Origin of the sequence: Pseudomonas bharatica CSV86, from assembly GCF_000319305.2 — a bacterium.
In the GTDB taxonomy this organism is placed as follows: domain Bacteria; phylum Pseudomonadota; class Gammaproteobacteria; order Pseudomonadales; family Pseudomonadaceae; genus Aquipseudomonas; species Aquipseudomonas bharatica.
Window position 1 is genome coordinate 3,020,510 of record NZ_AMWJ02000001.1, and the last position, 13,442, is coordinate 3,033,951.

Annotated in this window: 7 protein-coding genes and 4 pseudogenes; all 11 read right to left on the minus strand. The window is 60.9% G+C overall.

The features are described from left to right. Positions 1-408: 408 nt before the first annotated feature. Positions 409-924 carry a hypothetical protein gene (locus CSV86_RS13375; RefSeq protein WP_158487686.1) on the minus strand — a complete coding sequence of 172 codons (516 nt, stop codon included), beginning with the start codon at positions 922-924 and terminating at the stop codon, positions 409-411. A gap of 167 nt (positions 925-1,091) precedes the next feature. Beyond that, positions 1,092-1,568: a lytic transglycosylase gene (locus CSV86_RS13380; protein WP_080604694.1), complete on the minus strand. Its 477-nt coding sequence runs from the start codon at positions 1,566-1,568 to the stop codon at positions 1,092-1,094. Further along, positions 1,568-9,916, minus strand: coding sequence for a hemagglutinin repeat-containing protein (locus CSV86_RS31400; protein WP_240160497.1), 8,349 nt, complete (start codon positions 9,914-9,916; stop codon positions 1,568-1,570). The genes CSV86_RS13380 and CSV86_RS31400 overlap by 1 nt, the downstream gene beginning before the upstream one ends. Then, positions 9,889-10,653, minus strand: coding sequence for a hypothetical protein (locus tag CSV86_RS13415; protein ID WP_170394658.1), 765 nt, complete (start codon positions 10,651-10,653; stop codon positions 9,889-9,891). Before CSV86_RS13415 ends, CSV86_RS31400 begins: the two co-directional genes overlap by 28 nt. Positions 10,654-10,779: 126 nt before the next feature. Then, a pseudogene (locus CSV86_RS33360) lies at positions 10,780-10,845 on the minus strand (hypothetical protein); the annotation flags it as partial. Positions 10,846-11,000: 155 nt separating this feature from the next. Beyond that, a pseudogene (locus CSV86_RS13420) lies at positions 11,001-11,912 on the minus strand (hypothetical protein); the annotation flags it as partial. 28 nt (positions 11,913-11,940) lie between these two features. Then, positions 11,941-12,123: pseudogene (locus CSV86_RS33365) on the minus strand (hypothetical protein); the annotation flags it as partial. Continuing rightward, positions 12,120-12,446: a hypothetical protein gene (locus CSV86_RS33370; RefSeq protein ID WP_170394755.1), complete on the minus strand. Its 327-nt coding sequence runs from the start codon at positions 12,444-12,446 to the stop codon at positions 12,120-12,122. The gene CSV86_RS33370 and the pseudogene CSV86_RS33365, both read right to left, overlap by 4 nt. After that, positions 12,416-12,586: a hypothetical protein gene (locus CSV86_RS33375; protein ID WP_170394757.1), complete on the minus strand. Its 171-nt coding sequence runs from the start codon at positions 12,584-12,586 to the stop codon at positions 12,416-12,418. The genes CSV86_RS33370 and CSV86_RS33375 overlap by 31 nt, the downstream gene beginning before the upstream one ends. Continuing rightward, on the minus strand, positions 12,583-12,828 hold the full coding sequence (locus CSV86_RS33035) for a hypothetical protein (protein ID WP_311985832.1): 246 nt from the start codon (positions 12,826-12,828) through the stop codon (positions 12,583-12,585). Before CSV86_RS33035 ends, CSV86_RS33375 begins: the two co-directional genes overlap by 4 nt. 75 nt (positions 12,829-12,903) lie before the next feature. Then, a pseudogene (locus CSV86_RS32740) lies at positions 12,904-13,164 on the minus strand (hypothetical protein); the annotation flags it as partial. Between the last annotated feature and the right edge of the window lie 278 nt (positions 13,165-13,442).

Here is a 13,442-nt window from a genome sequence, read left to right on the forward strand (position 1 = left end):
TTCCTTAAATCTGCGGATCGTTGCTGCCAGTATTGCACCTTCCACTTATAAAAAGCAGCCCGATCTATACCAGAGGGAATCGCATTAGGATTAATATGCAAAAAGGGGACAGATTTATTTTCTACCTGATCCATTCGTCTAGTAGGAAAATAAATCTGTCCCCTTTTCCTTGCCTTTTCCTTTTCCGCTGTCCCCTTTTCCGCTGGTCCCCTTTCCCACTGTGGACTAGCTTGGGCGACATATCACTCGCTGGAGATTTCGCAGGCGTTAGTGGAGTCGCTGTTGGGTGGGTTGGTGCAGCAGAGGGGTGGCGGCTGAGATCCGACTGGTTTGAGGGCTGCTTATGTGGTCCTTCTACTTGCCCCCTTGTAGGAGCGCCATTCAAACCTATCCGTTTTCTCAAACTTTTTATCGAACAGACCAATCATGTATCGATATAAACTTAATAAATTGCTTTGGCTCAACGTCGAGAGGCGCCATATGATCGGTAAAAAAACTAATCCCCATCAAAACATCCTCACCTCTTTGCAAAATAAAGTCATCCTCCGCATCATTAAATAAAATATCAAACTCCCGCCCCAAACTCCGAAGATCATCTCCTACAGCAACACCATTAAATCTCCCTCGATACCTTTCACCTACAGTAATTCTAAAAAGCCTGCCACTTCCCTCAAAATATAATGAGACCGTTTCATTCAGAAAACGATAGGACAGTGTACGCTCCTCACCAAAACCGATTTTTCTCTGGACTCCAACCCAAGAATTATTCTTGGCTAGGATATCCCGAACCATCACTTCCGGACCGTACCACTCAACCAGTCCAATTTTTTCGCTAACACTGGATAATGACTCGCCTAAGTGGAATCCTGCTGCGGACGTACCTGGAACAAGATCAGAGTACAAATCAGGAAAAAAATTCTTCATTGGTCACTTCCAGACTTTCCATTCACCGCCCTCATATTTCAGGCGATTCCCCTGAGTATCAAAATATTGTTGATAACGCGTAATCAAAAAGGGGACAGATTTATTTTTCAGTCAATTCCGGCCGGTCCGCCATCGATCAAAAATAAATCCCCCCTTCCGGTCCTGCTTCATCTATCTGCTCTGATCACATCAGAATAGCAACCAAATTTTGGGATTTTTTCGTAATTTTGAGATGGATCAAAACTTGATCTAGCCTCTTCAACCTCATGAGGATTGAACTTTTCTCGCCTTACAATAAGCTCACCATTCTCATTAAAAATGTAGGAACTTCCACCTACAACCTTGTCCCCTCCCCCTTCAAACTCACGATGAGTTGCCATAGTCAAAAACAGGCCATTCACATCTATCACCTGAAATTGGTAGGTCAGATATTCACGACATTTCTCGTCTAAAAAACCGACACCAACCATCCCTTTATCTAAAAAAACCTCAATAAAGCAGGATGGCGCAGAGTCTGACCCAACAAGAGCTGTGTATGATTCACCCGAGAGATGCCTAGAATGTGCCAGAGCTTCACCCATAGGCTCTATCGCAATCTTCTTCATCCGAAACCAAGACTTACAGTAATAAACAGGCAAATCCATCAATACACCCTCCCATTAGTATCCCTAATTAAAACCCCTGCTTTATTGGCAGAGTCCAAGATAGATTTTGGTATCGCTCCATTCTGTGGTGGAACCTCCAGAATAACAGTTCCTTGCAGTTTTTGACCACCCAAAGAACCACTAGACGGAACCTTCGCGATGGTCGCACCAGCAGGATATTTTGCAACAGCTTCACTTATGTAGCTTTTTGCTGTCGCCTCAGAAACCTCAGAAAGTTGTGTCAGCTTACGAGAGACGATTTCGCCCTTTATGGGATTGTAGGAGTCAACACGATAATAACCCTTACCGTCAGGGCGCTGAATATAAACCTCATTATACGGGTAGTTCTGGGACTGCACTTTATTAAACTCATTCCCTGCATCAAGCCGTTGCAACCATTCAGGTTTAGACGATGACGCTACAATGTCATCTACCTTTTCGGCACCACCATCAGTTGTTTTTGCACCTGTAGAGCTCGCATCGTTAGCCGCTGGCCTACCATCCCCAACTACCTTCGTCTCACCAGACGGTGAACCTGCCGCAGGTCCTTTTTCCCCTGCAAAGCTCCCATCGTTAGCCGCTGGCTTACCATCCCCTACTACCTTCGTCTCACCAGACGGTGAACCTGTCACAGGCCCTTTTGCCCCTGCCCCCTTCCCGTCAGCGACAACATCCAGGCTTTTCGTCGTCTTGATTTCCAGCGCAGCAATACGCTCACCAAGCTCTTCACCGTCCTTGGCAACCATTTTACCCAAGGATTTGCTTGATACCTCAACCCCCGCTTTTGCCAGACTCAGCCCCGCTTTGGCTGCCCCTCCTACAGCGGTCGCAACGCCTCCGACCGTGTATATCAGCGAACCCAGATCACGCCCCAACTGGACTGCCTGATCATCTCCGCCGGTCTCAATTGCCAGTTTCATCCGGTCAATACTGCCCAACAGGCTGGCCGTTGCCGCCTCGCCAAGTTGAGCGCGTACCTCCGGATTACTGACTACCGAGGCAAGCCCCTGCAGTCCGGTGAGCGGGTCAGAAAGGAACTGGGCCAGGCCTTGAATATCCTGCAGACCACTCTCTGCGAGGCCCAGGCCAATACCGCCAGCCGTCAGGGCATCCTGTTTTACCGAGGTACCCGACCACTTGGCGATCACCTTCAGATGATCTAGCGTGTCCTGAGCTTCTTCCAACTCCTTTTGGTACTGCACATACTGCTGGGTCGACAGCCAGTTGTTATCGATGTTCGCCGTAGCCGCATTGTTTGCGGTCGCTGCACCGTTAGGATCACTCATGGCTGCAATGCCCGTGACCAGGCTGGTGATGAGGTTGCGTTTGGCTTCTCGCTCTACAGCGGTTTCGTTTGCATCAGCCTCGGCAAACAGGCCTGCCAGCACGCTAGAGGCAGCACCGCCCAAGGCTCCGCTCGAGCAGCCCTGATTGCTGGCCGCTGCGCCGGCGCAGCCGACAATGGCATGCAGCGCCGCGTGTTCCGGGCTGCCTTCCTTCAGGCCCTTTTTCACCAGCTCGCCGATGTACGCCGAGCCTTGTTGCTGGACGTAGTTGACCACCATGTTCTGGGCGAACTGCCCGCCACTTCCGGCCACGTTGCCGCTGATGCCCGCGACGAGGGCCGTTGCAATTTGCCGGTAAGTACCGCCCGCCCCCCAGTTTTCATCGATATCCCTGATTTCCTGCTTCAGCGCTTGATAATTGCTGAGGTGCTTGAGTTGATCGGCCTCGGATGTTCCAGGCGCGTTCATCAGCGCTTTTTCTCTCTCGGCCTGCTCCTTTTTCTGATCGATCTCTTGCGCCCGACTCGCGATGTACTGCGACACGTTCTGCACAAACTTGCCGACAATCTCGAAGTTCACGCTGATTTCCTGCGCGTCGAAAATCGGCTTGAGTTTGTTACTGCCGTCGCGATCACTGGCGACATCGGTATTGATGCCGGCGACCGTCTGCTCCGCCGTCTGACCGGTCAGTTCAGACTGCCTGGCAGCATTGGTAATGGTGACGGCGGCGCCGCTGATTCCACTGTCGGTGGTGCTGCTGGAGCTGTCTCCGGCGTAGAGCACGACCGGTGTGTTAACACTCAGCCCGTCCTTGCTCGGCGCTGTGGGTCCGTTGGCGTTGGCCATTGCATTGGCGTTGCCTTTGCCATCCAGGCCTATGTCACCGCCGTAACCACCGCTCAGGTTGATACTGCTGGCGTCGTATTCCGCCTTGTTCTTGATAGAGGACGTGGTAAGCGTCCCGGTTTCGAGGGTGTTCTTGCCATCCGCCACCGCTTTGTCGGTACTGGCGATGATGGCGCCCTTGAGGTCGGTGTTACCCGCCACTTCGACCTGGAATCCACCATTGCCAGCCTTGATGCCCGATTGCTCGTTGACACTGGCGTAATCGCTTTGCATATGCTCCGCGGCGACACCGCCGCTGACACTGCTCATGCCAGCACAGAACGGTGGAACACAGATGCTGACGCCGACGCCGGCGCTCATTTGCCTGGAGGTGTAGGTACTGGTGTCCTGAAGGCTCTCGATGTTCAGGTCGCCGCCCACCCTGACCTTGACCTGATCAGCGGAGACGACACCACCCTTGATGGTGGTATCCCCGCCACTCTCGAGTTTGACGCTGTTGCCACCCTTGATGTAGGTGTTGGTCTGGGTGACATCGTCACCGTCGGCCATGCCGCGTCCGGCATTTGCCGCCAGCTCGAACGAAATGCCGTTTTGCGCCCCGCCGAAGCCGATTCCGATGCCGGCGCTCCAGCCGGAATTGCGATTGTTACTTTCCTGATGCGCCGTGTTTTGCGCCGCCACCAGGTTGATGTCGCCATCAGCCTTCAGGATGACATCGCCACCACCTTCAATGCGGCTGCCAATGCCATTGATGTCGCTGTTGGCGCCATCCCCAGTGGCAACGACCTTCACGTTTCCGCCAGCCACCACATCGCTGCTCACCACATTGCGACCGCTTTGGCTGCTTTCACTGTGGCTGCGACTGTCACTGAGATTGACGCTGACCTTGATCCCGGCTTGCGGGGCTTCCATCAGTGCCTGACCCGCCTCCACAGCCTGGTTGGCACTCATCGCCGCATTCACGGCAGCCAACGCAACCATCCGGCCATCACTGGTTTTTTGCGCCGCCTCACCCATCTGCTGGACGTTGCGCAAGGCATCAAGCAACGGGATGCTCACCGTTCCACCGATTGCTGTACGGCTGGTACTGGTGGTTTTGGAGTACTCCATGCTGTCGTAACCAGCCTGGATATCGACATGCCTGGCGGTGATGCCGATATCGCCCTCAGGTGCGACCAACTGGCTGGCTGTCTGGGTGTAATGATCACCGGCAGTCAGGTTGATATTGCCGCCCAATGACGCGATCTGACTGCCCGACTGACGGTTAGCGCTGTACTCGTCTGCCTGCTTCTGCTTCAGGACCCCTGTTGCGCCCTGCCACCATGACGTACCGATCTCGCCAACCTTCTTGCTGCCGGACTTGGAGGTGGAGGCTTCAGTGTTTGCGGCACTGATGATCTCCAGATTGCCCCCGGCATCGATGCCGATATTCTTGTCGGCCACCAACGTGCTGCCTTCGACCGTCGTGTCGCTGCCACTTCTGATCTGGATGCTGCCGGCGCTGATCGCACTGCCAGTACTTTGGCTTGAGGTGCTTTGACTCTGTTGCGATTTCTGCGTGGATGACAACCAACCGGTGACTGTGAAACCGGCCTTGCTGGAGCCTTTGGACTGAGCGGACGTTTGCGTTTCCTGAGCGGCGCCAATCAGTACGTCATTGCCCGCTGTGAGTTTCACCCCCTCTTCGGCGCGCAAGGCCGCGGCCTTCAGCACGATGTCGTTATCAGCCTTCAGCTCGATGCTTTCGCCGACCAACTCAGTGCCGTTCAAACGGGTTTGGGTGATTTCCGAGCTGCTGGATTTGCTGGAGGTCCAGCTCTTCTTGGAAGAGGCATTGGCCTGACTGGCATAGTCCTGGGCGGCATCGAGATTGATGTCGCCGCCTGCGGTAACGAGCAATGCCCCATCGCTGCTCAGCCTGGCGCCCGTTGCATTGAAATCCTCCCCGGCTGAAATGACCAGTTTCGTCCCGGACGAAACACTGGAGCTGACGGATACATCCGTTTCGGTTTCGGTCATCGTCGACTTTTTCTTGCCGAACGACCCCTTCTTGGTTTTCTCGTAGTACGAATAATCGACGTTGTCCGCTGTCGTCATGCGGACGTTGTCGCCAGCAAACAGATAGGCTTCGTCCCCCGCCGTAATCCGGCTGGCCATAAGTGCCAGATCCTCCCCCGCACTCACCGCCACATCCCCACCCGCCTTCAGCGTCGTCGACACTTGGCTGACGTGGTCTTCCCGGGTCTTGAGCTTTTTCGAGGTGTACGACGAGTGTTCTTCATCCGCCGCCGACATCAGCGTCACGTCGCCGGTGGCCGAAATATCGATATCCCGCTGCGCCTCGATCTGGCTGGCGATGGCCGTGAAGTCCCGACCCGCTGCCACGCTGAGGTCACGGCCAGCGGTGACGCTGCTGCCGTTCTGCTGGATGCTCTGGCTGGCACTGCGCCCTATCGATTGCGAGTTGATCGCCTCGGTCGAGCCCAGCAGCACGTCACGTCCCGCTTGCAGGCCGAGGTCCCGTCCGCTTTGCAGTACGCCGCCCTGGTTGAGGATGTCCTGTCCTGCATTGATGCTCAGGTCATTGGCCGCCTCGATGCGCGCGGCGCTGTCGAGGAAGTCGCGGCGGCCGTTGTTGGCGGCGTCGCCACTGATATGGCTGGTGACCGAGCGTTCGTTGATCACATCGCCCAGCACCGTGGTCAGGCTGACGTCGCGCCCGCTGATGATGCCGCCGGCCTTGTTGACGATGTTGTTGCCCGCCAGCAGGTCGACACGGTTGGCCGCTTCGATCAGGCCGCTGTTGACCAGGTCGTTGCCGGCCATGGCCGAGAGGTTGTTGCTGGCGCGCAGGGTGCCGACGTTGACCAGGTCCTGCCCGGCGATGAGGTTGACGTCGGTACCGGCGATCAGCGCGCCGTTGGCGGCCAGGCGGTTGTTGGCGTTGGCCATGTACAGCACCGGCACCAGCACCGTTTCACCATTCACCTGCATCTCTTCGAGCCAGACGATGTCGTGGGTCAGGGCCGCGACCTGCTCGGCGGTGAGGCTTACGCCGACCGTCAGGTTCAGTTGCTGGCGGCTGGCGATGGCGTTGTCCATCAGGTACTTGAACATCTGCTCGTTGCTGGTCATGCCGGCAAGGAAGCGCTGGCCAGTGCCAGCGACGATGGCCTGCTGGATCAGATGCTGCTCGTAGAATCCATCGCCCAGGCGCTTGGCGCTGTCGTCCGGGTTGTAGCCGAGGCCGGCGAGCAGGTAGTCGGAGCTCATGAACTGCTTGAGCTCGGTGAGGACCGGGTTGGTTTCGACCAGGTATTTGTGGGATTGGGAAACCGTGCTGCGCTCGGGCACGCCTTGCACGCGCTCGATGGTCTGGCTGGCGGTCGGGGTTGGTTGGCTGGTGGCCGGGGCGATGACCGCCGTGCTGCCCGGGTCGAGCGACGGGGTGCCCGGGCGCTCGGCAGCAGGGACTACCGCTTGCTGGAGCAGCGGGTCGGCCAGCGACGAATGCGCCGACGACACGACCGGATTGTCGCGGCCCGGCGGCAGATTTCCACCCGGCTGGGCGGCTACCGTGGTGTCGCGCACGGTCGTGGACAGCCCCGGGACATTGAGCGCCGGGTTCGAGGCGCCGTCGCGGTCAGGAGCACTGCCCTGCCCGGCTACCGTGGTGTCACGACTGCCCGTGGATAGGCCGGGGACACCCTGGCCGTTCTGAGCACCTACCTCGATTTGCGTATCGCGACCGCCCGGTGCCAGGTCGGGAATGTCAGTGCTTGTACCCTGCTGGTTGCTGCCGACCGTAGTACCACGGTCGCCGGTGGACAGGCCGGTATTGCTCCCCGGCGTGGTGACCTCGATGCGGGTATCGCGAGTGCCGCTGATGCCGGGAAGATCGACGTTCTGTCCGGCTGCGCTGAGGGCCCCCGACGGGTCCCCGCCAGGGCCCTGGTTGCCGATGCCATCCGCCCGGGTGAGATCACCACCCTCGCTACGCCCGGACTGCCAGGTGCCATTGCTGACAGTGCCCAGCGCAGCGACATCGATCGATGTCGCCGTTGCGCTGATACCGCTGGCCTGGCGGGCGGCGACCGTGAGTTGACGGCTGTCTGCGCTGAGCTGGGTGATGTCGTCGAGTTGCAGCGTACGTCCGCTGGAAACGGGTACGGCCTGCTCACGCTGGCCCAGGTCGATACTGGCCGCCCCCAGGGTCCAGTTGCGCGGGCCGCTGTCTGCCACGGCCACCTCTCGGGTGCCGGCGCCTTCCTTGTTGATCCGGTACAGGCTGTTTTTTTCGTCAGGCAGGCCTACGCCCGGCAGGGTCAAGGGATTGATGTATTGCTGCGCCAGGTTGGGCGGTAGCTGACTATTGATGCTGACGGCAGTCGAGTAGGCGCTCCCGGCCCCGGTGTCGGCAGTCTTGGCACCTGCGGCGATATACGAATACCAAGGTCGGACCACGCTGTTGTTGATGTTTTGCGTGGCGTTGAGGGTGATGTTGCCGCCGGCCTGGATAACGGCGTCGAGGGAAGCGCCGCTGACGATTTCCCTGCTCTCGTTTACGTTCCAATTGACCCACGACATGAAGGCGGCCAGATCGGCCTCGAAGGTCGCCGAAGGATTGGGGTTGTTGCGGCTGTTAAAGATGCCCGCGTAGTAGTTGGCCCCATAGGTGTAATCGACGTAACTGACCCACCAGCGCGAAGATCTGATTTCCTGGGCCTGTACACCCTGGTTGGTGATGGTGGAGGCGGTGACGGTGATGTTGCCGGCTGCGGAAATGCTACTGGCCGAGTTGGTCACTGACCCGGCATTGACCGTCAGGTTCGAACCGCTGTTGATGGAGGCCGCCTCTGTCTGCTGGCTGATCTCCAGACGATCGGTTTCGTGTATCAACCAGTAGCCGTTGATCCGTCCTTTGTCGCGCGGATCGCAGCCGAAGAGGGGAATCAAGGTGCAGGACAGGCGCTCGATACTGGTATCGGCCTTCTCGTGCTGGCTGTATTCGAGCACGTCCCTGACATTATTCAGCGTGGTCGCCGCCAGGGTCATCTGACCGCCGCTTTCGATGCCGGACGAGCGGTTGTCCAGCAGGCTCATCTTGCCGCCGTCCTTGTCGGCGCCGATCAGCAGATTGCCGAAGCTGTACACCTGGGCGTAACGGTTGGTGAAGGTCGAGGCCAGCAATTGCATGTCGGCGCCGCTGTAGAGCAACCCGTGCTCATTGAGCAGTGTCCCGGTCGAGAGCTGCAGGTTTTTCCCGGCCCCGAGGGTGCCGGAGTTGTTCAGCGCGCCAGCGCTGAGGTTCAGGTTTTGCGCCGATGTCAGGCGGCCGGCATTGATCAGGGCCCCGCTGACCAGGAGTGTGGTTTCAGCACCACCCGCGATGGAGCCGGTGCTGTCCAGCGTCAGTTGCCCGGCCTGAAGGCCCAGGTTGCCAAGACTGCTGTAGCGACCGCTGCCGGTATAGGTGCCGCTCAGGTTGAGGCTGGCCGAACCATCGCTGATGATCTTGCCCGCGTTGTTCCAGTTGACGCCGTTGCCGACCAGGCTTTCGGACGCCAGTAGCTGGCCGGTTGCAGCCTGCTCCAGGGTGTTGATGTTCAGCGTCAACCGCCCCGCCTGAATCACACTGCCATTCGTCCAGCTATCCGCCGTCAACGTCAGCCCGCCGCGGGTCACCAGGTTGCCGCCGGCATTGCTGACATTGGCGGTGGTGATATCGAAGGTGCCATTGCCGCCGTGCAGCACCGAGCCGCCGAGGTTGTTCAGCCCCGCCGCATTCAGTGTCAGGTCGGTACTGCCTGCTTCCAGCTTGCCGTTGCGGTTGTCGAAGCCGCCGCGTACCTGGAAGTCGCTCTTGCCCGCACCACCCAGCGCTCGCAGCACGCCGCCCTGGTTGTCCACGGTGCTTGCGGACACCAGCAGGTGGGTGTCGCTTTCGATGACTCCCGAGCGGTTGCTCAGGCCATCACCCAGCGCCAGTTCGACACGATTGCCGGCCAGTTGCCCGCCGTTGTTGTCCAGCCCCAGGCCGTCTACCCGCACCAGTCCCTTGGCATACAGGCCGCCGCCGGCGTTGATCAGGTTGCCGCCGCGGATGCGCACGTCGCCCGTTTGTGCGGCCATGCGCCCGGCGCTGTTGTCGAGCGTGCCCGCCTGTACCTGCACTTGCTGGCCCTGCACTACCCCGCCCTGGCGGTTATCGAGCAGGCCGGTGAGCGAGAGATCGACCGTCCGCCGACGCTGGCGAGCACCCCGGCCTGGTTGTCCAGGCTGGCGGCGCGCTGCACCACGAGGTTGCCGCCCTGGGTGAGCAAGGTGCCGCCGCGGTTGTTCAGCGCGCCGGCGATATCCAGCAGCAGCCCGCTGCGACCTTGCACCTGGCCCTGCTGGTTGATCAGCGCGGCGGCCTGCAGGAACACATCGGCGCTTTCGCTGAAGATCTGGCCTGCGGCGTCGTTGCGCAGGGTCGAGCCGGCGACCAGCTTCACCTGGTTGCGAGCCGCCACGGCACCACCCTGGCTGTTGTCGAGGGTGCCGGCGTTGAGTTCGAGGCCGGCGCGGCTGACGATCTTGCCGCCGTGGTTGAGCAGCTGCTGCGCCTGCTTCAGCAGCAGGCTGCCGGCGCTGACGATTTCGCCGTTGGTGTTGATCAGGTTGCCGCGCAGGTCGAAGACCAGGCTGCCGTTGCCGGCGATACGGCCATTGCTGTTGTCGAGGTGGGTGCCGGTGACGGTCATCGCCTGCTGCGCATCGATGCTGCCGCCCTGGTTGCCCAGGCTGTCGACCGCCAGTTGCAATTGCCCGCCGCTGGACAGCACGCCACCGGCGTTATCCAGGCTGGCCGCGCCGATATCCATGCGTCCCTGGCTGACCAGCGCGCCGTCCGCGCCGTTGAGCAAGGCCCCGGTGAGTTGCACATCCAGTGCGCCATCGCGGCTGGACAAGGTGCCGACATTACGGTTGTCGAGGCTGCCGCCATGCAGGCTCAGCCCCTGCCAGCCGGAAAGCAGGCCGTGCTGGTTGTTGACGCTGCCGATGTTGAGGACCAGGCGATCGACGCCGATCAGCTTGCCGTTGCGGTTGTCCAGGCTGCTGGCGTTGAGGGTGAGGCTCTGCTGGGTGGACAGCTCGCCCCGGCGTTGCTGAAGGCGCCGACCCGGTCGAAGGTCAGCGCGCCCTTGGCCAGGATCAGGCCGCCGGTGCTGCTGAGGTCGTTGCCGTTGAGATCGAGGGTGACGGCCTGGTCGCCGACGATGCGGCCACCGCTCAACAGCAACGCGCCGAGGTCCAGGGTGAGGTTGCTGCGTGCGGAGACTTCGCCGCCGCTGCTGTCGAGGCTGCTGGCGCGCAGCTGCAGCCCGCCCTGGCTGTTGATCAGGCCGGCGGCGCTATTATTGAGGGCGCGCACGGTGAGGCTTGCGGCGCTGGCGCCGAGCAGGCTGCCGGCCTGATTGTAGAGGTCGCCGCTGTTCAGGGTGAGGATGCCGGCGGCGCTGACCAGGCCTTGCTGGCGGTTGTCGAGCAGGCCGCTGCTGGTCAGTTGCAGGTCACCACGGCTGTTGAGGATGCCTTCGCGGTTGTCCACGGACGCGGCGCTGACAACCAGGCTGGCAGCACCGGCCAGGCCCTTGGCGTTGGTCAGGGCCTGGGCGATGAGCAGGTTCAGGGCCTGGTTGCTGAGCAGCCGACCGTTGCTGTTGTCCAGGCTGTGGGCCGCGAGGGTGAAGGCCTGGGCGCTGGAGATTTCGCCGTTGCGGTTGCCGACGTCGGCCAGGTTGCTCAGCAGCAGCGGGCCGGCGCTGTTGATCAGGCCGCCCTGGTTGTCCAGGCGCCCGCCGTTGAGGTCGAGGCTGAGGCGGGTGTTGCTCGACAGCTTGCCGCCCTGCTGGTCGAGCCCGCCAAGGTTGGCGGTCAGGGCCTTGAGGCTGCCGATGTTGCCGCCGTTGTTCAACTGGCTGGCAGTGAGGTCGAGGGTTTCGGCGCTGTTGAGGCGCCCGCCGCTGTTGCTTAGAACCCCGGTGGTGAGGCTGACCGCACCCTTGGCGCTGAGGCTGCCGCGGCTGTTGTCCAGGCTGGCGCTGCGCAGTACCAGGGCACCGTCGGTGACCAGTTCGCCGTCGGTGTTGTTCACGCCGTTGCTGGCCGTCAGGGTCAGGTCGCCGGCGCTGCGAGGCTGCCGGCGCTGTTGTCGACACTGGCGCACTGAGGCTCAGGGTCGATTCACTGCTCAGGGTGCCCTGGCGGTTGTTCAGGTCGCCGGTGAAGGCGAGTACCAGTGGCAGTTGCGCGAAGATGCACCGCCGCTGTTGTCCAGGCTGGCACCGCCGAGGTTGACGCCCTGTCCGTTGAGCTGGCACGAGCGCGGTGAGCACCTGCTGCACGGCGAGGGTCAGGTTGTCGGCGGCGAAGATCACGCCGGCATCGCTGTTGTCCAGGCGCTGGCGGTCAGGGTCAGGTCGCTGTTGCTGGTGAGTTCGCCGCCACGGTTATCGACGCTGCCGATCTCGAGTTTCAGCGCTTTTGTGGCGCCCAGCAGGCCGCCACGGTTGTCCAGGCTGGCGGCGTTGACGGTCACCCGCTCGGTGCCGATCAGTTGGCCGCCCTGGTTGTCGATGGCACCCGCGTTCAGTTCCAGCAAAGCCTTGCCGGCGATCTCGCCCTGGCGGTTGTCGAGGCTGGCGCTGGTGATGCCCAGCCGACCATCGGCTACCAGGGTGCCGCCCTGGTTGCGCAGCAGTCGCCGTTGACCAGGGTCAGGGCGCCACGGCTGCTGAGCACGCCATCGCGGTTGTCCAGGCGCAGGCTGGCGAGGTCGAGGCTGGCGGCGCTGATACGGCCACCGACGTTGCCCAGCAGTTGCTCGATGCGCAGGGTCAGGCCCTGGTTGCTGCCAGCTTGCCCTGGCCGTTGTCGAGGCTGCGCGCAGCCAGGCTGAAGGCGTTCTGGCTGGAGATCTCGCCCGGGTTGCTGACCGCGCCGAGGTTGGCGAGGACCAGGTTCGGCGCGTTGATCAGGCCTTGGTTGTCGAGGTCGCCGTGGTTGAGGTCGAGGCTCAGGCGGGTGTTGCTGAACAGCTCGCCCTGCTGCTGGACCAGGCCACCGAGGCTGGCGGTGAGCACGCCAGTGCTGGCGATGCGGCCACCGTTGCTGACCTGGCCGGCGCTCAGGTCGAGGGCGGCACTGCCGATCAGGCGACCGCCCAGGCTGTTGTCGAAGCGGCCCGTGACCAGGGTCGCATTGCCCTGGCTTTTGATCAGGCCCTGGTTGCCGTTGTCCAGGCTGGCGCTGGTGAGGTTCAGGGTCTGGGCACTTTCGACCACGCCACCCTGGTTGAGCAGGCCGGCGCTGCCCTTGAGGGTCAGCACGCCGGCACTGGAAATACTCCCGGAGCGGTTGTCCAGGCCGTTGCCAGCCAGGCTCAGGCTGCCCTCGCTGCTGAGGCTGCCCTCGCGGTGTGTCGAGGTCGTCCTGCAAGGTCACGTCCAGGGAACGCTGCGCGGCGACGGTGCCCTTGGCGTTGCCCAGATGGCCAGCGCCCAGGCTGATGTCCTGGGCGAACAACAGGCCCTTGGCTGGTTGATCAACCGGGTGACGGTAACTTCAAGACGAGTGCCGGGCCAGCAGCTTGCCGCCGCTGTTGTCCAGTTGGCGTGCCGCCGAGGGTGACGCCCGCCTGGCTGGAGATCGCACCGCCACGGTTGTCGGTGCTGGCGACCTGGATTTTCAGCGCTTT

Coding starts and splice junctions, on each gene's coding strand:
- CSV86_RS13375 (WP_158487686.1), bottom strand. CDS start 924: ATGAAGAATTTTTTTCCTGATTTGTACTCTGATCTTGTTCCAGGTACG.
- CSV86_RS13380 (WP_080604694.1), bottom strand. CDS start 1,568: ATGGATTTGCCTGTTTATTACTGTAAGTCTTGGTTTCGGATGAAGAAG.